This is a genomic window from Pseudomonas sp. SORGH_AS_0199 (assembly GCF_031453735.1).
GTDB lineage: Bacteria > Pseudomonadota > Gammaproteobacteria > Pseudomonadales > Pseudomonadaceae > Chryseomonas > Chryseomonas aestiva.
Genome location: NZ_JAVJAE010000001.1, coordinates 3,799,474 through 3,820,434 on the forward strand (window position 1 = coordinate 3,799,474; position 20,961 = coordinate 3,820,434).

Sequence of the window (20,961 nt, forward strand, 5' to 3'; positions counted from 1 at the left end):
ATCAGCTGTTCGAGGAGGGCGACGCTGTCCGGACGGCTGAGCAGCTCACGCCCCACGATCGCTGCGGGCTTGAACACGGCCAGCCGTGCACGTATTCCAGTCGCTGATTGGCTGGCCGCCGGCGACTTCACCCAGCGCATCGACGCTGAAGGCCATGATCAGACCGTCGCCCTCCCGCGCGCCATGGACGGCCTGAACCAGCGTCTGTCGCAGCTCATCAGCGATGACCGCAGGGACTCCGGTACCAAGCTGGAGCCTGCATCACATCCTCAAGCTGAGCGCAGCCGAACCTGAGCATACTGTGTGTCTGTTTGCGGCCGTAGAAGCAGACACCAGCAGCGGCTGGTGCAGCGAGCTCGACGACTTGTAAACGGCTAGCCGGGCACTCTTAAAGCCTGCACCTCTGAGCGATTTCACAGCACTTCACACCTCTCGCCCACAGATCTGCCCGATGCTTATCCATGAAATTTGCCGGCAGAGAGGGCACGTAGCCACGTGCTCCTGCGTAGTTCCTGCTTTAGGCACTTACTACTAACCCAGAAGGAGCCTGAGCATGTCTTTAACGGTCAATAACGTGTCCACGGCTGATTCCACGGGTGGGTCCAATGCCTTGTGGGGCGATTCGGTAGAGCGGGCCAAGGCCAAGGATGCGGGCATCGAGTGGGAACGTTCCGAAGGCGACAACCGCTCCGCTCAAGACATCATCAATGACACGCCTCTGCTGAAGAACCTGGGCAACCAGAGCGGCGTTAAAGACAAGCTCAAGGAGCGAGTGGGCGACTTCGAACATGATGCGGACGCGGCCTACCGTGCCAAGCAGGTGCTCGAACATATTGAAGTGATGGACGAAAGTGGTGGCCGCCTCGCTGGCAAGGACGTAAACAACGGTCGCGTGGACGGCTTCACCAAGAGCGGCCAGGCCAAGCATGGTACGGAAGCGGGTCGCCTGCAAGACTTCGGCAAGTATGGTTTTGGCGATCTGAAGGGTGAGCTAAAGCATATCGAAGCCGTGGGCGACGACCCGGCCGCCAAAGAAGCAGGCGAAGCCGCAGGTATTGTGTGGCAGCGCCCCGAAGGCGATGAGCGCTCCGCCCAAGACATCATCGACAATAACCCCTTGTTGAAACACCTGGGCAACCAGAGCGGGGTCAAAGACCGTCTCAAAGAGCAGGTCGGCGGCTTCGAAAACGACCCGGACGCGGCCTTCCGCGCCGCTCAGGTGATGGACCGTATCGTCAGTTACGATGAGAACGGAACGCTGCTGACCGGGAATACGGTATCCAACAGCAGTGTCGACGGATTTACCAAGAGCGGGGAAGCCAAGCACGGGACCGAGGCCGGTCGTCTTCAGGACTTCGGCAAGTACGGGTTCTCGGCTCTTCCCAAGGCGCAGGCCGCTTCTGACATCGCCAGCTACAAGGACTTTCTCAAGGCCAACCCGAAGGCCGACGAAGGTTCGAAGAAGATTGCGCAGTATGCTGCCATCCTCGATCAGCAATACGACGTGATCCGCGCCAAGACCGGCAACGAGGGCACTCTCACCGAAGAGAACCTCAGGAACTACCTCAAGGATAACCCTCCTGCCAGCAAGGAGGGAAAAGAAGCACTGGCCTTCTGGTCGCAACCGGGCGCATTCAAGCTGCTGGACACCGCCAGCAATCCCCTGGCCAAGTCGGCCGACGGCAAAATCAACCGCGCCGACTTGCAGAGCTGGTTGAAGACTCAGGCCCCTTCCGACGCCACCGGGCTGGCGAGCCTGTTGTCCAGTGTGGTGTCGGGCAATCTCACCAGCAAAGTCGATACCAGCAAGCTCGACAAAGGCGTGTTCGAGCACCCGGAAAGATACACCGCAGAAGAAAAAGCGGCTGTGCTGCTGGACCTTCAGAACGCGCAGAAGCTGGTGGTGGACGGTGCGAATGCCGGCATGTGGGGCGACGACTACGGCAAGGTCTCGATTGCCAATCGTTCGGGTGCCTTCTGGGAGCCGGACAAGGTGTTGCAGGACATCAACAACCACATCAGCCTGTTGCAGAAAGACCCGAAAACGGCCGAGTTCCTCGAAAAGAGCAGCGCGGACGCAATGAAGTCGCTGTTCGACACCACTCCGGGCCTCAAGGATGCGGTCACCAAGACCTACGAAGACCAGATCAAGTCCGGAAAAGCCCTGGACGCGGCCTGGGACGCCGCCACGAAGGACGGCAAGACCGATCAGACAGCCGCGCTGACCAGCTTCTACGCTACAGCGCAGAGTCTGCAATCGATGCTGGGCATCAACAGCGCGGCGGATATCCAAGGCGCAGTGGGCAAGTCCTTTCATGGCGACGCGTTGAAGACCTACTACAAGGATTCCCTGGCGTCGGGTGACCGCCTGCGCGAACTGCTCAAGACCAATACCCCGGAAGCAGCCGCCAGCGCCTTCAGTATGGAAGTGGCGCTTTACAACGCCACGTTGGACCCGACGTTCACCGCCGAGCTGGACAAGCAGCTCAACGACAACTTCTCCACCATTGCCCAGGAAAACCTGTTTAAGGGTGCCACCTTCGACGACATGAAAGCCGCCTTCGGCAAGAATGGCGGCGACGAGCTGGACGAAGACAAGGTGCGCACGCTGATCGACCAGATACGCAAGGAATCCCCTGAGCTGCTGATGAACAAGGACGGCTCGGTCGCCACCACCGACCAGGTGCTGTCGGGCTTCCGAGGCAACTGGGACATGTTCCGCCAGGGTACCAAAGCACTGGACAAGATGGGCTCGCTGGCCGACTTCGACCTCAGCGGCAATGCCAAGGGTGCCTATGACAGCGGTACGTTGCACGGTGTGAGCGGCCTGTTCCTCGCCGGCATGACCATTGCCCGCGGCGCGCAGAGCGGCGGCAAGCTGACAGACCGCAACATCGTAGACATCTCCACCGGTTCGGTACAGGCGGCGACCGTGCTCACTGAGGGTGGCACTAAGGCCTACCAGCAATACCTTGATACCGCCATCAAGAACGGTGAGCAGTCCCTGACCGACATGAAAAACGGCAAGCTGCCCAGTGACCTGCTCGACCAGATCAAGGACAACGTCAAGGACGGCAAAAATTACAAGGTGGTGGCCAGGAAGTTCGAGGAAGGCGCCAAGGGCTTGGGTGGGTTGGCAGGCATTGCAGTGGGAGCCTATGGCATTTTCGACGGTGTGGCCGCCATCCGGCGCGGTGATCCGCTCACTGGTGGCTTTGGCGTTACCGCGGGCTCACTGGGTGTGCTTGCCGGTGCTGCATCGTCCGTGGAAGGGACCTTGGGCCTGATCGGCGCCAACCTGCCGCGCTTCCTGCCGGCCCTGGCCAGCGCTGCGGGAGTTCTGGGCTTCCTGGGAGCTGGCGTCGCCGTACTAGGCGCGATAATTCCAGGGTTGGTTAGAGAAGGCCAGCAGCAAGCTAAAGCTGATGACTTCGGGCAAGTACTGGGCGACAGCCTGGAGCGCTACGCTGTGGATGGCGTTAAGGACGGCACTATCGACGACATTCCTACGAGGGACTGGCCGGGGGGCGAGGACTCAACCGTGGCGTCTTGACACAGTCTTTAACGCTCAGCCTCTAATGCGATCAACCTGGCGATCAGGTTGATCGCGCTCTTCTATCAACTCGGCAGCGCGCTCGCTGTGCCCACACTCGCTTTCCCAGCAATCATTGGTAAGGGTGCGAGGTGTGACCTGCCAGATGCCACCTGCACTAACGTATCAAAGTTACCGCCCAGCGAGCGTGAGGCCAATGACATGGATCCCGCCCCGCTGCGCAGTGAAGCATGCTGGACTACGGGAAGATTATCGTCGGCGTTTCCTGATCGCGGCGAGCCGACGCGCTGGTCGCGGCTCGGCTCATCTAGCCCGAGCTGCAGCGACAGTCAGATGGGGTGGGTGGCTATCTCGTTCTCGGGGGACCGGCAGGCCGAGCACCGCGCGGCTCAGTTCATGGCCTACCGCTGGATCGCCTTGGGCGGAGCAGGCCCAGGTCAAAGCCGAGCGCACGGTATCGCTTTCAGCTCCATAAACGCGTTGCCACAGCTCGGGAGCAACCTGCTGCATATGACTCGCAGTAAGTCTCACTACGTCCATTGCAAAGGCGGCGCGACGACTTTGCAGCGTGGCCATCAAGCCTGTCTGTTCAAGGAGTTCGCGGGAAAAGATGCGCTGGCTATGCAGTAGGCGATAGAGCCGTTTGCTAGAGTCGGACTGGACGATGAGCATGGATTTCTCCACCAGGCTATCGATTAGCGGTAGAAGTTGCTGGGCGAAGCCAAATTCGTCGGCTATCACAGATCTTGCCGCGTCCAGGGTAAAGCTACCGTCGAACACCGACAGCAGCTGCAGCATTCGTTGCTCATCCTCGTCGAGAGCGGCATAGGCTAGGCTGAGCGCGGCTCTCAGAGAACGATGCCGTGGTGCTGCCGTGCGCAGGCCCTTCATCTCAAGGCGATAATCGGTTTTCACCAGGATCGCCACCTGCCGCATGCCAAAGGCGAGCATGCGATTGGCCGCTATCTCAATATCTAGCGGCACGCCATCCATCGAGCGGCATATGGCCACGGCCGCCCGCAAGTCCTCGGGCTTGATCTCATAGAGCAGGTCCTGGGCACGAACCCGCTCGATCAGCAATTGCAGAGAATGGTAACCCAGCGCCTCCTCGAGGCAGCCTACATCACGTGGCGGAACCGGTAGTGGCAAAAGACGTTCGACGCGCTCGCCCCGGGTGCGCAGTGGTTCCCGACTGGTAGCGATTACCGTGCAGCCAGGCGCCCAATGTGTCAGATGGTCGACAAAGATCGCAGCGGGCTCAAGCAGCGGATCGCAGTTGTCGAGCACAAGTAGCAGGTTGCGGTTGCTTAGGTGATGGACTAGGGAATCGAAATCTACCGTTGCCGGGAGATTTAGCACCTGCGCCAGAGCGTGCGCGAGGCCTTCTTCCGGCTCCACCCTGGCCAGGTCAAGATAGCAGACCCCATCACTAATGCGCCTCCCGACCTCGTTTGCGAGGGCGACAGCAAGGGTGCTCTTGCCGATCCCCACCGGGCCTACCAGGGAGAGCAGAGAGCCCGGAGCAAGCTGCTCGTCGAGCCGGTCCAGGATTTGTGTGCGTCCTAAGGGGGCGGTGACCAAACTGGGTAGGCGACCAGTTTGCAGGTCGTGGGAATCGGTCTGAACCTCCTCCTCCCCGCGGGTGGCGGAAGCCGTGAAACAGTAACCCCTCCCGGGAATGTTCACGATGTACTCGGCACCATCATCTTCGCGTAACGCCCGTCGCAATGCGGCGATCTGCGCCCGCAGATTGCATTCCTCCACCACTAGCTTCGGCCAGGCACAGGCGATCAGCTCCGCTTTCTCCAGCACTTCCCCTGGACGCTCGGCGAAAGCTATCAGCAGATCAAGAGCGCGGCTGCCAACCACGATGGGAACTTCGTTACGAAGGAGTAGGCGCTGTTTTCGATGGAGACTGAAGCAGCCAAAGCGGAAGGTATCAACAAGCGAAGACGGTCGGGCACTTGGCTGCTTAGCGTGAAAGATCGAATTCATGCCTAGGCTCCTGACATTGGAAATGACGGCATTGGGGGCCCGAGACCTCATCGCTCGCTTATCGATGACCGCCACTGTTGGACAGGCGTTATCGATACGGGCAGATCTGCAATCGGATGTGGAACAGAAAGGCCGGCTCAAGCGTTTTTGTTGTTAGCGCCATCAGAAACTCATTGGAGGAAGAGGACAGGCTTCAGACGGTGCTGGGTCGCGGGACAATAGGTGGTAACTCGGAGCTGGAGCCTTGCATTCCTCTATGACGCTTTTTTGAAATCAAGGAATGCGACGTCCGATATCTTCGTTAAAAGTCTTACTGATCACAGTTCTCTGCGTTGGGTGAGGAACGGTTGGCCTGTGGTGACCTGAACCTTGATGCCATGCAGGCGTTCGCCGGCGCTCTGGGTACGTTGCAGGTCCTCTTCGTAGTGTCGGGCGACGGTGATGATCTTTGCCGGGTTGCGGGCGATGTCCTTGGCCACCGAGGTTTGCTCCTCGGCCGCAGTAGCGATCTGGCGGTTAGTGTTGCGAATGGCTTCCATGGCCAGGGTGATGCTGCGCAGCCGCTCGTCCGAAGCCACCACCTGATCGCGTCCGGCACTGCTTTCGGCGGGGCCCGCACGTACCGCTTCGGCGGCTTCATGGACGGTGCCCTGCAGCGTCGCGATCAGCTGATGGATCTCGCTGATGGAACTGGCCGTGCGCAACGCCAGACTGCGCACCTCATCGGCCACCACGGCGAAGCCACGCCCGGCGTCCCCGGCCCGAGCGGCCTCAATGGTCGCGTTGAGCGCCAGCAGGTTGGTCTGGTCGGCGATGCCGCGAATGACCTCCAGCACACTGCCGATACGCTCGCTGTCGAGCTCCAGGCGGGCGATGACGACGGCGGTACGGGTGACTTCAGCATGCATCCGCTCGATCGTGGCGATGGTCTGGGTCATGCTCGTCTCGCCTTCCTGGGCCGCACGGTCCGCATCGTTGGCCGCCGTGTCTTGCTCCCTAGGGGAGGTACGCAAACGGACCGGGACTTCAGCGACGAAGGCGCTGCTCTAGGGTAATGGCCACAGCAGAGGGTTCAGTAGCGGACAGAATGGAGATGAACGGGCAAACCTCTTGGATTTGAGCGTGCTAACGCCTTGGGTCGTCGATCTTGCTGACCCACCGGCAACCTCAATTGATAGCAACGCGAAAGGGTCTACGGCCGCGCCCGAGTGGAGTGCTATAGCGCCCGAGGGTGAAGGTCGTATCGTAGCGAGCCGGCTATGTAAGGACGCAACAGCGCCACCCGTAGAGAAGGAGGCGATATCCACCGAAGGAATGAAGCGAAGCGATTGACCATCGAGACATTGTATGACCATATGGTCTAAATGATTCGTAAGCCGGTGTGTCTGCCGCTAGGCCCTCTCACTCGATGACTTCATGAAGACAATCTTGGTCGTGTTGTTCGACGATGTACTGTTGTTGGATGTCGTTGGGCCGATCGAGGTGTTCTCACTGGCCAATCGCTTCCTGGCGGAAGACCAGCGTTACCGCATCAGCACCGTCAGTGATAGTCAGGGCAGTATCACCGCCAGCAATGGTATGCGGATCCAGACCGACTGGTGCCTGGACGACGCCCCCACCAGCGGTCACTACCTGCTCATTCCCGGTGGGCCGGGCGCCTACCAGCAGGCCCCAACGGAACGCCTGCAGGCCTGGCTCCGGCAAACCGCTGCCGAGGTCGCGGTGCTGGGCTCCATCTGCACCGGCGCCTTCGTCCTGGCGCAGGCCGGACTGCTCGACGGCTATCACGTCACCACCCATTGGAATTACACCGAACGGCTGGCCCAGCGGTTCCCCTCCCTGTCGGTTGAAGCCGATCACATCGTGTTGCGCGACCGTGCCTTCATCAGCTCCGGCGGCATCACCGCCGGCATCGACCTGGCGTTGACCCTGGTCGCGGAGACTCACGGTCAGCGCATCGCCACCGAGGTGGCCAAGACCATGGTCGTCAGCCTGCCGCGGCAGACCAACCAGCGCCTGTTCAGCCCCCTGATCCAGCAGCATGGGGCGGTCTCGCCCGCGGTGAGCGCTGCTTACGACGCCATGGTCGAGCGGTTGCACGAACCCCTGACCATCGAACGTCTGGCCTCCGCCGCCGCCATGAGCGCCCGGCACTTCGCCCGCGTTTTCGTGCGGGAAACCGGGCTGACGCCCATGGAGTACCTGAAACGGGTGCGGATCGACCATGCCCGTACCCAGCTGGAGAGCACCACCCTGCCGCTGAAAGCCATTGCCCACGGCGCAGGCTTCGGCACGGTTCGCACCATGCGCCAAGCCTTCATCGAAAGGCTTGGTGTCTCGCCGAACCAGTACCGGAAGCAGTTCACTTAATCGGCGATATGACCGTCTGATGTACGTCTGTGGCCGGATCACTACCCATTTGTAAGTCACAGGACACATCTGGTGATAGATCATAGGGTTAGCCCCTTAGCCAAAGGTCGTAGCCGTCGCAAGACGCCATTGGCAGGGGTGATCCGTGCAGACGCGGGAACCACAGACAAGACGGCGAAGGCATCGCCGCTGCAGAACAAAGGTTCTCCGAAAAACCAGGTACGAGCCAGGGGCCTTGCCACTGCCTTTCGCTGTCGGGACCAGGGCTCAGTCAGGCAAAGGGGTGATTCATGCTAGACACGATAGGTGCTTACGGCCTCCGTCACGAGGAGGCCGAAGATTCAGTCGTCAATCTGTCAGCCGAAGCAACGGGATGGGCGTTCGGCCCCTTCCTGCTGCTACCGCAGCGCCAGCAACTGCTCAAGGACAACGTGCCGATTCCCTTGGGCGGACGGGCCATGGAACTGTTGGGTGCCATGGTCGCCCAGGCGGGGGTCCTGCTTTCGAAACAGGAACTCCTGACCCGCGCCTGGCCGAACGCCTTCGTCGAGGAGTGCAACCTGCGCGCCCAGATGGTCGCCATCCGCCGCCTGCTGGCGGAGCATGATCCCGGCACGGATTACATCGTCACCGTACCGGGTCGCGGCTATCGCTTCGTGATACCCGTCGCGGCCTGCACCCTCGAGTCCGACGCGCGCGAGGTCACGCCGGCGCTGGGCGGCGGCGCCGAGCTGTTCGGCATCGACAGCCTGCTTGCCCGGCTGCTCGGCACCCTGGCCAGGCAACGCCTGCTGACGCTAAGCGGACCGGCCGGCGCGGGCAAGACGGTGGTAGCACAGGCGCTCGGACGCGCGCTGAGCGATTCGCTCGGCGGCCGTGTCTACCTGGTCGACGTCGGCGAGGCCGCGGATGCCGAGGTGCCCACCCAGCTCGCCCTGCGTACCCCAGGCACCACTCCCGGCGCCACACTGCAGGAGCTGCTGGCCCGGGCCCAGGAGGAATTCCTGCTGATCCTGGATGGTTGCGACCAGGTGCTGGGTAGTCTGGCGTTGTTCGTCGAGCGCTTGCTGGAGCAGTGCCCGCTGGCAAAGGTCGTGGTGACCTCGCGTGAACCCCTCGGCGCCCTGGGTGAAGTCATCGAGCGGATTCCGCCCCTGGGGTTTCCCGAGCAGGCCACGCCGGAGCGGCTGTGCTGGGCCGACTACCCTGCCCTGGCACTGTTCGAGCGACGGGTGCGCGCCGTCGATGCCAGCTTCCAGCTGGACGAACACAACCTGGCGCTGGTACGCGACCTCTGTGCGCGTCTGCATGGCAACCCCCTGGCGCTGGAACTGGCCGCGGCCCGGGTACCCAGCTTCGGCCTGGAGCGGCTGCTCACCCTGCTGGAGACGGATTTCCGCCTCGACATGCGCGGACGGCGGACCGCCATCGGCCGCCATCGCTCCCTGCAGGCGGCGCTGGACTGGACCTATGATCGCTTGGGCGACCAGGAGCGGGCGATCCTGAACCAGCTGGCCCTGCATGGCCGTCCCCTGCCACTGGAGGCACTGACCACCAGCCTGCCCCACGTCGATAGCCACGGAGGCGACCTGCTGCTGTGCATCGAGAGCCTGATCGAAAAATCCTGGCTGATCGCCGACAACGTCGATGGCATCCATCGCTATCTGCTGGATAGCACCATCCGCGCCTTCGTCCTGCGCCAGGTCCGGCAACGGCTGGATGAGCCCTTGAGCGTGGCAGCGCCGGTCACCGGCATCGCGCTGCGCTCACGCATCCTGACCGGCTATGCCAACACCGGCCCGACTTCCTACCGGGTCGAGGCCTGGCCGCTATCCTGAGCAGCCCAACCCTGCGCTACCGGGCCCGCCTCGCGGGCCCGGTAGCGCATGTTGTCCTAGACCAGCCGTGCACCGGCGCCGCCACCCCCGCGGGTCGGACGCTCCGGCTGCCTATCCTGCTCCTCTTCGGCCTTGGCCTTGGCCGCCGCTTCTTCGGGAGATACGTAGTCCTTGTGCAGAGTGCCATCCAGGCGATTGCTTGAGCTGCCGCCCTTCTGCGGCGTGTCCTTGAAGTGCTCGAATTCACTGGACTGGTAACGGAACAGACTGTCGTCGTCCGGCGTATCGCGGCCACCGTAGTGGTGGATCTCGTAGCGGGCGTACTCCAGCTTCTCCGCCCAGTCCGCCTGCATCAGACCGTCCTTGGCCAGCTCCTTGTACCAGTCGCCCTCGCCGTCGGTGGCCTTCTGCTTCTTGTTGTGGTTGATGAAGATACCGGCGATAGCGGCGATACCGCCGAGGATCAGCGCTCCCAGGAACAGCGGGCCGGTGAGCGCCGACGCCGCGCCGACGCTGCCGAACAGCCCGGCGATGCCGATGCCGCCGGCAGCCATCCCCATTGTCCCGCTGACCACCTGCAAGGAGCCCATCGCGATGCCGGCCTTGTCGTTGCTCGCGACGCTGGACTTGAGCGAGAAGGCGCCTAGGACGATGTCCGCCACGCCTCCGACACCGTCGCTCAGCGCGCCCAGGGTCTTCAGGGCGGAACCGGCGATCCGGGTCCCGGTGGAACTCTTCACCGGTGGAATCTTCGAGCTGTTGGCGAGGTCATCCATCAGCCCCTGGATGCCTTTGGCATCGTTACCGCCGGCCGCACCACTGCCACTGCCGGTAGCCGGCACGGCGGGGGCCGCTGGCGGTGTCGCTTCGCTGAGCACACGATCGGCGATCGCATTGCCGTCCCGACGCAGTTCGTCCGCCACCCCGGTGGTCACCTCAGGCAGCTCCGGGACATAGAGCGGTACTGAGGAAATCTGGGGCGGCTTGTCCCAGGTCGGAATCCAGGAAGCGCCGAGGTTTTCCTTGAGCGTCTTGCTGACGCCCAGCGCATCGGCCACGCCATTCTTGCCCAGTACCGACAGCCCCTGGTCGAATAGCTTGGCGAACTGCGGCCCCATACTGAGGAAGTTGATGAAGTCGCGGGCGACTCCAAGACGCGCCAGCGGATCGCTGGCCAGCGCCTCACCGCCCTTGGTCAGGGTATAGATACCTGACACCAGGCTCAGGGCGCCGGAGAAGGAGCCCAGGATGCCCGCATTGTTGAGTGTCCCGAGGAAACCAGCGATCTTGCCGCGGTCTTCCAGGGGGACATAGGGCTTCTGTACCGCCTTGCTGATGTCGTCGGCGGTGACCATCTCGCCGCTCTTGAACTTGGTCTGCAGCTCCTCGATGGCCTTGGTCACCTCGGTGAGCTTGGCGTCACCGGCGAACTCCTTGATGAAGCCGTCGATGGAGTTGTAGGTCTGCCGGCTGATGCCGGCCGAGGAACTGAGGATGCTCTTGATCAGGGTGAAGAGATCGCCGGCGGCCTTGTTCTTCACCGACTGCTCGATCTTGCTGGGATCGTCCACCAGCTCGTTGAGATCGCTGGTCAGGGCATTGACCTGCAGCCGCTGGGCCGCCTTTTTGCCCTCCTCGGGGTCGAGCACGTTGAGCGCCGCCAGCATCCGGTTAACGTCCTGGCTGGCTTCGTTCTGCCGCCCCTGCCCCTTTAGGTCATCGAGGTAGCGGGTGTAGGCGTCGCTGTTGAGCGTATCGATCAGGTTCTGCTTGATCTTGTCCTTGTCGGGGATACGTTCGAGGGCGCCATTGAGTTTGTCGGCGTAGTCCTTCTGGATGGTCGGGTCGTCGAACAGCGCCGTGAGGCGCTCCTGCAGCTTGGGTCCGTCGATGAAATCGTGCATGTCCGCCGAGGTGAGCTGGGTCTGCTTGTCGTCGGACTCGCGCCAGGTGGTGTTGAAGGGGCGCGTCGCCTCCTCGTAGCCGGTCACCCCCCGGCCGTTCTGGTACGCCGCCTGGGCCTCCAGCGCGCGGACCAGCTGGGCGCGCGGATCGTCCTTGCCGATGCTGCCGTCCTCCACGCCCTTCTTGTAGCCATCGATCAGGTCCTTGGTGGCCAGCTCCTGGACATTGAGTTCAGGAGCATTGTCGCCGTCGCCGTGCTGGCCAGTCCCCATGGCGAGGATGTCCAGTTCGCTCTCCGGCTTGAGCTCGTACTTGGTCCGGGTATCGTCCACCGGCTTGGTGCTCATGGCGTCCCAGCGATCCAGGACTTCTTGGTAGAGCTGGGGACTCAGGTCCCGCGAGACGATCACCTTGCCCTGGTCGGGCGTCTCATAGCGGATCAGGCCGTCGGTGAGTTCGTCCGGGGGGCCGATAGTCCAGGAATCGCCCTTCATGAAGTCATTCGGGCCGGCCAGCTTGTAGCCCTCGTTCTCGCTGGCGTGGATCTTGTCCCAGCGCAGCTTGTCGGCCTTGACCTGTTCGAAGAGTTCCGGGGTGAGATCGCGGGAGACCACCACGTTCTGGCCATCGTGGGTCTGGTAGCTGAGGACGTTGCCCTCCTCGCCCACCTGCCAGTGGAATTCCTGGTAATCGTTGAGCTTGGGCGCCTTGGCGTCCAGGCCGGCGAGGCTGGCACCGCCGTCGAGGGCGCCCTGGACGGCGCTGGAGCGCCCAGGGTCCGCCTCGATGGTCCGCATGCCCTCGAGGTAGGCGTAGAGCGCGGGATTGGTGTGGGGGTCCACCACCACCTTGTCGTCGCCATGCCGGTAGCTGAGGGTGCCACCCTTGCCCGGGGCCTCGATGTCGGTACCGACGTAGGGCGGCGGCGCCTCGTTCGCCGCGGCGGCGCGATAGCCTTCCGCCTGGCGCTGGTTGACCTCGGCGAGTGCCTGGTAGGCCTTCTTCGCTGCGGCGTAGGCCTCCGGGTTCTCGCGCTCGGCGATCACCACCTTGTGCCCGTCCTGGGTTTCGTAGCGGATCACCCCGGGACCGGTTTCGTCCGGCGGCCCGATGTTCAGGTAATTGTCCGCGGCTTCCGGGGCCCGCTCGCTCCCCGCGCGCTCATAGCCCTGGGCCACGCTGCCGTCGAGCGCGGCGAGGGTCTCGAGATCGGCCTTGACCTGCTTGGCGAGTTCGGGGCTGCGCGAGACGTCCACCAGCACCTTGCCCTCAGGCGTGCTGTAGGCCAGCAGGCGATCGCTCAGGCGCTCGGGGACCCCGGCATAGCCGGCCAGCACAGCAGGTGCCTGCCCATCGGCACCGGCCAGGGTATAGCCCTCCGCCAGCCGTGCCTGCACGGTGGGCAGCACCTTGGCATCGGCCAGTACCTGCTCGTAGAGGGCGGGATTGGTGGAACGGGCTACCAGTACCCGCTCACCGTCGGCGGTGACATAGACGACCGTATCGGCGCCTTGAGCCCCGGGCTTGCCGATGCTCGCGTAATCGCTCAGCGCCGGCGCCTTGTCACCCGGTCCGGCCACCCGTGGCGGGGTGGTGCCGCTGTTCTTCAGGGCACGTAGGAACACCCCCTGCTTGGCACTGGGGGCGTCGGGGGTTGGCGCAGCGGGACGATCAGTCTTGCTGGAGACGGGTGAGGTCGACATTTCGGGAATCCTTCAAGGCGACGGTGGGGACAGGGTGGCCTCCTCCAGTCTAGGAACCGGCCGCGGCGCTCAGGGTTAAATGGCTGCGAAATGTTGTGAAATTGCCCATTTGTGACGGTATTCGTGGCGCTTTTAGATCAAGCCTGCCTGCACGAGCAGGTCGGCCACATCCTGGAAGGTCGCCTCGGGAATGGGCTCGCCCGGCACGCTGCGGCGGGTGATGCGCGCCGCCAGGTCGCCTACCGCGGCGATCGGCAGCGCCGCCGCCCGGGCCTGCTGGCGCAGTGCCTGAGCACCGTCGCCCTGCGCGGAGCAGACCACCACCGGCACCGGTGTCTCGCCCCGGCGATAGCGCAGGCCGACCACCTCACCACTGGCCCCTTCCAGCACCAATGTGGCCGCCGCCAGCCCGGTACGGCGGCTGGTGAGGGTCTGGGTCTCGCGCCGCAGGCGCTGGCGCTCCTGGCGGATAGCCGGATCCCCTTCGAGATCCTTGCGCTCGCGCTTCTGTTCGCTGCGGGTCATGCGCTGGTCACGGCGGAACAGCCAGCGTTGCAACAAGATGTCCGCCAAGCCCAGCGCGAGGTAAACGACGATCAGGGTGATGGCCAACGGCTTGAGGACGGCGATGAAGGTGGCGTCGACGCAGCCGAGGCCGCACCGCGACGACTCCAGCAGCGCCTGCAGGCCCAGCCGGCCGAGGACATAGAAGGCCAGCGACAGCACCCCGACCTTGACCAGGCCCTTAAGAAACTCCACGAGGTTGCGCAGGGCGAACAGGCGCTTTAGGCCTTCGACCGGATTGATGCGGGAAAACTGCGGCTTGAGCGGCTCCAGGGAGAATACCGGTCCACGGGTAATGAGCCAGTTGGTGAGGATCACGGTGACCACCACTAGGGCGAACAACGGCAGGCAACCCTGGAGGATCAGGCTCTGGGCATCACCTAGTAGGCGCGGCGCCACCTCGGCGAAGGGCTGCACATAGAGGTCGGCGACCTGCTCGAAGAAGGCCCGCAGCCGACCGACGAAGCGCGGGACCAGCACCAGCAGCGCGAGGCTGGCGCTGAGCAGCACCACGGCGGAGACCATGTCCTGGCTGCGCGCGGTCTGGCCCTTGCGGCGCCCTTCGCGCAGCTTGCGGTCCGAGGCGGGCTGGGACTTCTCTTCCGAGGTATCGGCCACCCCTCAGCCCTCCGCGCCGGCCAGGGTCTTGAGCAACTCCACGGTGCCGCGGAACTCCGCCAGCTGGTCCAGCATGAGCGGGACTAGGTAGACGCAGTACAGCACCATGATGACCGCGAAGATCAGGTTCTTGACCGCCAGCGACAGGTCGAAGATGTGCATGTTGGGCGCCATGCGGGCGAGAAAGGCCAGCATCAGGTCGGCGATCAGCAAGGCGATCACCAGCGGCGCCACCATCAGCAAGCCGGTCCGCATGACCTGGTCGAGCACCGCGAGCAAGCCTTGCAGGGCCGGCGCCACCACCACCGGGGTGAAGGCGGTGGCCGGCCAGAATCGGTAGCTGTCGTAGTAGCCACCGACCATGAGCATGAAGCCCCCGGACAGGAAGAACAGGGTGATCAAGGCTACCGACAGCAGCGTCGAGGAGATCCCGGTCTCCCCGGACTGCGCCGGGTCCACCAGCTGCGCCATGGTCGAACCCCGCTGCAGGTCGACCAGCTCGCCGGCCACCTCCGCCGCCCAGAACGGAATGCCGAACAGCAGGCCGACGGTGACGCCGATCAGCAGCTCCTTCACCAGCAGCCCCATGATCAGCCAGCCCGAGTAGTCGGCCAGCGCGGCGAGGCCCTGCTGCACCGGCAGCATCATGGGCACCGCGATCACCACGGCGACGCTGGTACGCAACAGTCCGGTCAGGCCGAGCCGGTTGAAGGCCGGCGTCACCAGGACCAGGCCGGTGGCACGACTCGCGGCCAGTGCCACGCCCTGCAGCAGCGGGACGATCTGCTCCAGCACATCGGGCGCCAGGGCGAAATCCATCTAGCGCGTCCAAGCCGGGAAGTTGTTCAGCACCTCGTCCGCCAGGCCCATGACCTGCCCCGCCAGCAGCGGACCAAGGAAGATGACCACCAGCAGCACGGCCACCAGCTTGACGCCTTGGGGCAGGGTCTGGTCCTGCACCTGGGTTAACGCCTGCAGCAACCCCACTCCGAGGCCGATGACGATGGCTACCAGCAGCGCCGGTGCCGACAACAGCAGGACCGTGAGCAAGGCGTGCTGCATGAGGCCCTGGAACAGCGCCTGGTTCATGGATCAGCTCCCATAACTGAGGATGAGGCCGTGCATCAGTCGCGACCAGCCACTCAGAGCCACGAACAGGAAGATCTTTAGCGGGATGGATATCAGCGTCGGCGACACCATCATCATCCCCATGGCCATCAGTACGTTGGCCACCAGCAGATCGATGACCAGGAACGGCAGGTAGAGAAGAAAGCCGATCTCGAAGGCGCGGGTCAGCTCGGAGCTGACGAAGGCCGGCACCAAGATCACCAGATCGTCTTCCTTGAGATCCTGGCGGGCGGCCTCAGGCCAGACCGCTTCGGTGGCCTGCAGGAAGAATTGCCGCTCGCCCGGATTGGCGAAGCGTGAGAGGTGCTCCTGCAGTGGAGTGCGCAGGGTGGCTCCCAGCTCCTTGAGCTGCTCCACCCGTTCCAGCTCCAGCGGCCGGTCGGCCACCGCGCCATAGAGTTGCGTCATCAGCGGGGTGGTGACATAGACCGAGAGGATTAGCGCCAGGCCATAGAGCACCAGGTTGGGGGGCGTCTGCTGAACGCCGAGGGCGTTCCGGATGAGGAACAACACCACGGAGATCTTGAGGAAGCCGGTCAGGGTCACCACCGCCAGGGGTATCAGCCCTATGGTGGCGACGACCAGGATGATCTCGACCAGATTGGGCTGGTAGCCGGTCATGCGCGCTCCACCCGCAGCAGCCGCACGCCCAGGCCGTCGCCGAGCCTGATCAGTTCGCCCAGGGCCACGCGCCGGCCATTGAGCAGCAGCTCCACCTGGCCGGGCGGATTGGCGTTCAGCGGCAGCACGCTGCCCTCGCCGAGGCCGCGCAGGTCAGCCAGCGTCAGCCGCAGCTGGCCGACCTGGCAGATCAGTTCCAGGGGCAGCTCATCCAGGGTCGCGTCGAGATCGGAGTCGAGCATGGGTGGTGTTCTCGCAAGGTCAAGGGATCCAAGGGGTTCGCTAAGCAGCCAGCCGTCGTCGCTCTGGCGTACCCGCGCGCCGAGCCGGTCACCGATCACCAGACGAGCGCTGTCGGGCGCTGGCGTCTCCAGCAGCACCACGTCACCGGGCTGCAAGGCGCGGCATTCGGCGACGGTCAGCCACTGGCGACCCGCCTCGACCCGGGCCTGGAACGGCACACCGGCGAATGCCGGCGTGCTGGACGCGGGCATTCGCTCCAGGTAGCGCCTCAGGCAAGCAGCGGCCTCGGGACCGAAGGCGCAGTCGGCGACGGTGACCTGCTCCTCGGCCACGATCCCCAGCGCCAGGCGATAGGCGGGTTGCTCTCCCGGCGCCGTCACCAGGGCGACCGGCCGTTCAAGGGCCGCGCCGAGGGCGTCCAGCCAGGGCGCCAGGCGCAGGTTCAGCAGAAGCGTCCGCGCCTGCGCGGGCGAGGCCAGGGTCGCCGCCAGGTCGACGGGGGCCAGCCGCGCTGCCACCCACGCTTCCGGCAGGCGGATCCGAGCGCCCTCTCCGGCAATAGCCATGTTCAGGCACAGCAGCTGGGCAGCAGCCGGTGGCTCGGCCCAAGGCCATTGCAACACGACGCCGCCCACCGCCAGGCGGCCGGGCCGGTGCAGCCGATTGTGCAGCCGCCAGTCGCACGCGGGTGGCCATTCAGGCAGGGCCAGCTCGGTCAGGGGCATCGCGACACCTCCACAGCCTCGTTCATCCGCTCCTCCCGGCGCTGCAGCTCCACCCGCTGCGCCGCCGCCAAGGGCTCGCCCAGGGCGTCCAGCCGGCGTTGCTGGCGGAGCAAGTTCCGCCGCAGGTGGTATTCCTGTTGGCGTTCCTGCGCCAGCTGGGCTTCCAGGGCTGCGCAGCGGGCGGCCAGGGTTTCGGCCGCTCGGCGATGCTCTGCCTGCCGATGGCGTTCACGAGCACCCTGGGCCTGCCCTGCGCCGTCCCGCGCCAGGGCGTCGAGAAAGGCCGCGCGCGCGCTGCCCGTCCAGCCTCGGCCTGGGCACCCTCGGCGATTCGCGCCTGGTGCAACGCCTGCTCGGCCAGGCGCACGCGCTCGACCTGGGCCGCCCTGGCCGCCAGGGCCCGACGATGCCGTAACTCACGCAGCCGGTGCAGATCCGCAAGGCCGGACTTCATGCCAGCACCTGCGCCAGGTGCCGCCAGGTAGCCGCCGGCGTGCTCGGCTCCTCGGCGCGCTGTTGCAGAAAGGCGTCGATCGCCGCACGCCGGGCGATGGCCTCATCGCTCAGGGCGTCGCTACCGGGGCTGTAGTCGCCGGTGGCGAGTACCAGCTCCAAGTCGGCATGGCGCGCCAGCAGCGCCCGGATCCGACTGGCTTGGGCGCTCTGCTGGGGCGTCACCACCCGTTCCATGAGGCGGCTACGACTGCGCAGGACGTCGATGGCGGGGAAGTGATTGCGTTGCGCGAGGGTGGCGCTGAGGACCAGGTGGCCATCGAGCAGGGACCGTACTTCCTCGGCGATCGGATCGAGATCGGCCTCGCCTTCGGTCAGCACGCTGTACAGCGCGGTCACGCTGCCGGACGCGGTGGCACCGGCGCGCTCCAGCAAGGCCGGCAGGCTGGCGAAACAGGACGGCGGATAGCCGCGCCGGGTGGGCGGCTCGCCGGCAGCCAGCCCCAGCTCGCGCTGTGCCCGGGCGAAGCGGGTCAGGCTGTCGATCAGCAGCAGGACGTGGCGGCCCTGGGCGCGATGGTATTCCGCCTGGGCGGTAGCCATCAGGGCGGCACGGACTCGTTCCGCGGCCGGCCGCTCGGCGGTGGCCACCACGGCGATCGTCCGCGCCCGACTGGTGGCATCCAGCTGGCCTTCGATGAAGTCCCGTACCTCGCGCCCGCGCTCACCGATCAGGCCGATCACCAGCACCTCGGCTTGGCAGTGCCGCATCACGCTGCCCAGCAGCGACGACTTGCCTACCCCGGGCTCGCCGAAGATCCCAAGCCGCTGGCCCTGGGCGACGCTCAACAGGCCATCTATCGCCCGCACGCCGAGGCTCAGGGGTCGCTCCAGCGGCTCCCGGGCGAAGGGCGCCGGCGGCGCGGCGCGCAACGGCCAGCGACTGAGCGCCGTGGCGGCAATGGCAGGGCCACCGTCGAGGGGCGCGCCGAAGGCATCCACCACCCGCCCGAGCAAGGCTTCGCCCACCGCGACCTCCTGGGCCCGACCGGTTCGGCGGACCGCCGTGTGCCGCGACAGCCCCTCGATACTGCCCGCGGGCGCCAGCAGCGCCTGGGCGCCGTCCAGCCCCACCACCTCGGCCGGCAACGGCGCTGCGCGGTGGGGATCGAGCAATTCGCATTGGTCGCCGACCCGGGCGCCGGGCAGGCTGGCCTGGATCACCAGGCCCCGCACCCCGAGCAGCCGTCCGAGCAGCGGCCGCGGCTGGGCCTGGTGCAGCCGCTGGGACAGCCGTGGCAGGATGGCCTGGAGTTCATCGGTCATCGCTGGCCTCCGCGGGTCGCAAGGCCTGGCGCAAGGCCGCCCACTGGACGTCCAGGGTGACCTCGACGCAGGCCGCCGGACTGCACAGGCGCGCACGACCCGCCGCCAGCTCGTCGTCGACCTGCAGCCGCAGCGGTAGATCGGCGAGCGCCTCGGCGATCGCGGGGGTGAAGCTCTCGCGGGCCAGGTAGAGCACCAGCTCCTGCTCGTCGTGAAAGGCGGTCAAGGCCCGCCGCGTCGCGCCACGCAGCCGGTCGGCGAAGGGCCAGTCCGCCACCACCTGCTGCGCGGTGCCCACGGCCAGCTCGGCCAGGGCTGGTTCGAGGCCAGCCAGGTACGCCTGCACGCGTAGCTTCAGCTCAGCCAGTTGCCCGACCGCCTCGCGCTCGGCAGCGCGGCGACCCTCCGCCAAGCCCTCCTCATAGGCCAGGGCGCGCGCGGCCTCGGTGATCGCCTGCTGCTCGGCCAGCATACGGCGTGCCGCCTCCAGCAGCGCGAAGCCATCGCGCCAGGCATTGGCTTCGGCAGCGCGAATCACCCGCGCCGTGGGTTGCCGGGGCAAGTCAGACATTACCGCCCTCCTCGGCCAATCGGCGGAACAGCTCGGCATCACCGTCCTGAGCGCCGGCCACGGGAAGTGCCAACCCGAGCCGCACCCAGGCCATGACCGGCGGTGGGAGGATGGCGAGCCAGGCGTCGAGACAGGCAGCCCCCTCCGTCCGCACCGCCTCGATCACTCGGGTGGCGGGCAGCGGTGGCCGCGCGTCCGGGGGTGCGGGATGGCGCCGCGCGAAGCCCAGGGCATCGGCGCCCAGCTCGGCCTCGAACACCCGGCGATACTCGCCGCGAATCTCGGCGTTGAGCGCGCTCGCCTGGCGTACCGCACCGCAGCGCAGTGCTACCCGCTGCAGTCCCGCGGCGCCGCTGCGGAGCAAGGCGATATCGCCACTCGCCAGCGCGCCGCCTGCCCAGGCCGGCAGGTCATGAACCTCGGCGATGACTGCTGCCGCCTCGGTGCACCAACGCGCCTGACGCAGCACGCCCGCCTCTGCCACGCCCAGCGCGCCAGGAAAACAGGCGGCGAGGAAGGCATCGTCGAACAGCTCCAGTGGATCAAAGGTCACTGCCGGTGCAGGGGTCATTCGCGGGACTCCAGGCTGTAGACGACCGGTGCTGCGGATCGCGACCGGCGCCGCCCCAGGCTCCATGCCAGGGCCGCCGCGAGACCGAGCACCAGTAGCAATACACCGCTGGCCAGGGTTCGCGCCCACGGCAGGCTGGACGCCGTCAATTGCAGCCCGAGGAACGGTTGGATGACCGGCGCCGTACTCGGCTGCGGCTCGACGGCCTCGATGGCCGTCACCGAGACGTTCTCGTAGGTCAGACCGGCGATCCCTCTCGCCACCAGCGTCTTGATCTGCGGCAACAGCAGTCCGATGTCAGTGCCCTTGCCATAGCGCACCAGTACCGAAGCCGACGACGGCGAGATCACTCGTTTGAGCAGGTCGTTGTCCGGCAGCACCACGTGGACCCGCGCCGAGCGGATGCCGTCGATTTCGGAGATGCTGTGAGCCAATTCCTGGCTCAAGGCATAGATCATCTGCGCCCGCTCCTGCATCGGCGAGGACACCAGCCCGTTGGTCTTGAACACCTGGCCGAGATTATCGAAGCGCGACTCGGGCAGTCCCGCCTCGTTCAGGATATGGACCGCCTCGGCCAAGCGGGCTTCGTCTACCTTCAGGGTGACCTTGCCGTCATCCTGGGCCAGCCGCTCGACGGCGATACCGGCGCGCAGCAGCGCAGCGGCCATCGTATTGGCTTCCCGCTCACTGAGATCGGTGTAAAGCGTGGTACCGCCGCAGCCATGCAGCGCCAGGCAGAGCAACAGCAGACTTCTACGCAACCAGGCGGTACTCATG

General features: G+C 65.3%; 15 protein-coding genes and 1 pseudogene. 4 read left to right on the plus strand and 12 right to left on the minus strand.

Annotation, left to right across the window (positions count from 1 at the left end; all coding sequences use genetic code 11):
• The first annotated feature begins 69 nt into the window (after nt 1-69).
• Both QE444_RS17775 and QE444_RS17780 read left to right on the plus strand, forming a co-directional pair.
• Nucleotides 70-294: a hypothetical protein gene (locus QE444_RS17775; protein WP_309740408.1), complete on the plus strand. Its 225-nt coding sequence runs from the start codon at nt 70-72 to the stop codon at nt 292-294.
• A 259-nt stretch (nt 295-553) separates the two neighbouring features.
• Complete coding sequence (locus tag QE444_RS17780) at nt 554-3,553, plus strand: type III effector HrpK domain-containing protein (protein ID WP_309740411.1); 3,000 nt, start codon at nt 554-556, stop codon at nt 3,551-3,553.
• Between the two features lie 303 nt (nt 3,554-3,856).
• On the opposite strand, the gene QE444_RS17785 is transcribed toward QE444_RS17780, so the two are convergent.
• Together QE444_RS17785 and QE444_RS17790 are read right to left on the minus strand one after the other, a co-directional pair.
• A complete protein-coding gene (locus tag QE444_RS17785) occupies nt 3,857-5,548 on the minus strand; it encodes a winged helix-turn-helix domain-containing protein (protein WP_309740413.1) in 1,692 nt (563 codons plus the stop codon).
• A gap of 317 nt (nt 5,549-5,865) precedes the next feature.
• Nucleotides 5,866-6,531 (minus strand): annotated as a pseudogene (locus QE444_RS17790) (methyl-accepting chemotaxis protein); the annotation flags it as partial.
• A gap of 433 nt (nt 6,532-6,964) precedes the next feature.
• Between QE444_RS17790 and QE444_RS17795 the strand changes: the two are divergent.
• Both QE444_RS17795 and QE444_RS17800 read left to right on the plus strand, forming a co-directional pair.
• Nucleotides 6,965-7,918, plus strand: coding sequence for a GlxA family transcriptional regulator (locus QE444_RS17795; protein ID WP_309740415.1), 954 nt, complete (start codon nt 6,965-6,967; stop codon nt 7,916-7,918).
• Nucleotides 7,919-8,208: 290 nt separating this feature from the next.
• The gene (locus QE444_RS17800; protein WP_309740417.1) at nt 8,209-9,756 is read left to right on the plus strand and encodes a winged helix-turn-helix domain-containing protein; all 1,548 of its coding nucleotides are present in this window, start codon (nt 8,209-8,211) and stop codon (nt 9,754-9,756) included.
• Between the two features lie 56 nt (nt 9,757-9,812).
• On the opposite strand, the gene QE444_RS17805 is transcribed toward QE444_RS17800, so the two are convergent.
• From QE444_RS17805 to sctJ, 10 genes are all read right to left on the minus strand, one after another.
• Nucleotides 9,813-13,364 (minus strand): hypothetical protein, encoded by a 3,552-nt coding sequence (locus tag QE444_RS17805; protein ID WP_309740420.1) that lies wholly within the window; start codon nt 13,362-13,364, stop codon nt 9,813-9,815.
• 132 nt (nt 13,365-13,496) lie between these two features.
• Nucleotides 13,497-14,546: an EscU/YscU/HrcU family type III secretion system export apparatus switch protein gene (locus tag QE444_RS17810; protein WP_309740422.1), complete on the minus strand. Its 1,050-nt coding sequence runs from the start codon at nt 14,544-14,546 to the stop codon at nt 13,497-13,499.
• A gap of 3 nt (nt 14,547-14,549) precedes the next feature.
• Nucleotides 14,550-15,365, minus strand: a complete 816-nt coding sequence (gene sctT, locus QE444_RS17815; RefSeq protein ID WP_309740423.1) for a type III secretion system export apparatus subunit SctT — start codon at nt 15,363-15,365, stop codon at nt 14,550-14,552.
• Complete coding sequence (locus QE444_RS17820; protein WP_115946921.1) at nt 15,366-15,635, minus strand: EscS/YscS/HrcS family type III secretion system export apparatus protein; 270 nt, start codon at nt 15,633-15,635, stop codon at nt 15,366-15,368.
• A gap of 3 nt (nt 15,636-15,638) precedes the next feature.
• Nucleotides 15,639-16,295 (minus strand): type III secretion system export apparatus subunit SctR, encoded by a 657-nt coding sequence (gene sctR, locus QE444_RS17825; RefSeq protein WP_309740427.1) that lies wholly within the window; start codon nt 16,293-16,295, stop codon nt 15,639-15,641.
• Entirely contained in the window at nt 16,292-17,263 is a 972-nt protein-coding gene (sctQ, locus tag QE444_RS17830) for a type III secretion system cytoplasmic ring protein SctQ (protein ID WP_309740429.1), read from the minus strand. Before sctQ ends, sctR begins: the two co-directional genes overlap by 4 nt.
• 450 nt (nt 17,264-17,713) lie before the next feature.
• Nucleotides 17,714-19,042: a FliI/YscN family ATPase gene (locus tag QE444_RS17835; protein ID WP_309740434.1), complete on the minus strand. Its 1,329-nt coding sequence runs from the start codon at nt 19,040-19,042 to the stop codon at nt 17,714-17,716.
• On the minus strand, nt 19,032-19,613 hold the full coding sequence (locus QE444_RS17840; protein ID WP_309740437.1) for an HrpE/YscL family type III secretion apparatus protein: 582 nt from the start codon (nt 19,611-19,613) through the stop codon (nt 19,032-19,034). Before QE444_RS17840 ends, QE444_RS17835 begins: the two co-directional genes overlap by 11 nt.
• A complete protein-coding gene (locus tag QE444_RS17845) occupies nt 19,606-20,184 on the minus strand; it encodes a hypothetical protein (protein WP_309740439.1) in 579 nt (192 codons plus the stop codon). Before QE444_RS17845 ends, QE444_RS17840 begins: the two co-directional genes overlap by 8 nt.
• Nucleotides 20,181-20,960, minus strand: coding sequence for a type III secretion system inner membrane ring lipoprotein SctJ (gene sctJ / locus QE444_RS17850; protein WP_309740441.1), 780 nt, complete (start codon nt 20,958-20,960; stop codon nt 20,181-20,183). The genes QE444_RS17845 and sctJ overlap by 4 nt, the downstream gene beginning before the upstream one ends.
• Nucleotide 20,961 lies beyond the last annotated feature (1 nt).

Coding starts and splice junctions, on each gene's coding strand:
- QE444_RS17780 (WP_309740411.1), top strand. CDS start 554: ATGTCTTTAACGGTCAATAACGTGTCCACGGCTGATTCCACGGGTGGG.
- QE444_RS17785 (WP_309740413.1), bottom strand. CDS start 5,548: ATGAATTCGATCTTTCACGCTAAGCAGCCAAGTGCCCGACCGTCTTCG.
- QE444_RS17795 (WP_309740415.1), top strand. CDS start 6,965: ATGAAGACAATCTTGGTCGTGTTGTTCGACGATGTACTGTTGTTGGAT.
- QE444_RS17800 (WP_309740417.1), top strand. CDS start 8,209: ATGCTAGACACGATAGGTGCTTACGGCCTCCGTCACGAGGAGGCCGAA.
- QE444_RS17805 (WP_309740420.1), bottom strand. CDS start 13,364: ATGTCGACCTCACCCGTCTCCAGCAAGACTGATCGTCCCGCTGCGCCA.
- sctT (WP_309740423.1), bottom strand. CDS start 15,365: ATGGATTTCGCCCTGGCGCCCGATGTGCTGGAGCAGATCGTCCCGCTG.
- QE444_RS17820 (WP_115946921.1), bottom strand. CDS start 15,635: ATGAACCAGGCGCTGTTCCAGGGCCTCATGCAGCACGCCTTGCTCACG.
- sctR (WP_309740427.1), bottom strand. CDS start 16,295: ATGACCGGCTACCAGCCCAATCTGGTCGAGATCATCCTGGTCGTCGCC.
- sctQ (WP_309740429.1), bottom strand. CDS start 17,263: ATGCCCCTGACCGAGCTGGCCCTGCCTGAATGGCCACCCGCGTGCGAC.
- QE444_RS17835 (WP_309740434.1), bottom strand. CDS start 19,042: ATGACCGATGAACTCCAGGCCATCCTGCCACGGCTGTCCCAGCGGCTG.
- QE444_RS17840 (WP_309740437.1), bottom strand. CDS start 19,613: ATGTCTGACTTGCCCCGGCAACCCACGGCGCGGGTGATTCGCGCTGCC.
- QE444_RS17845 (WP_309740439.1), bottom strand. CDS start 20,184: ATGACCCCTGCACCGGCAGTGACCTTTGATCCACTGGAGCTGTTCGAC.
- sctJ (WP_309740441.1), bottom strand. CDS start 20,960: ATGAGTACCGCCTGGTTGCGTAGAAGTCTGCTGTTGCTCTGCCTGGCG.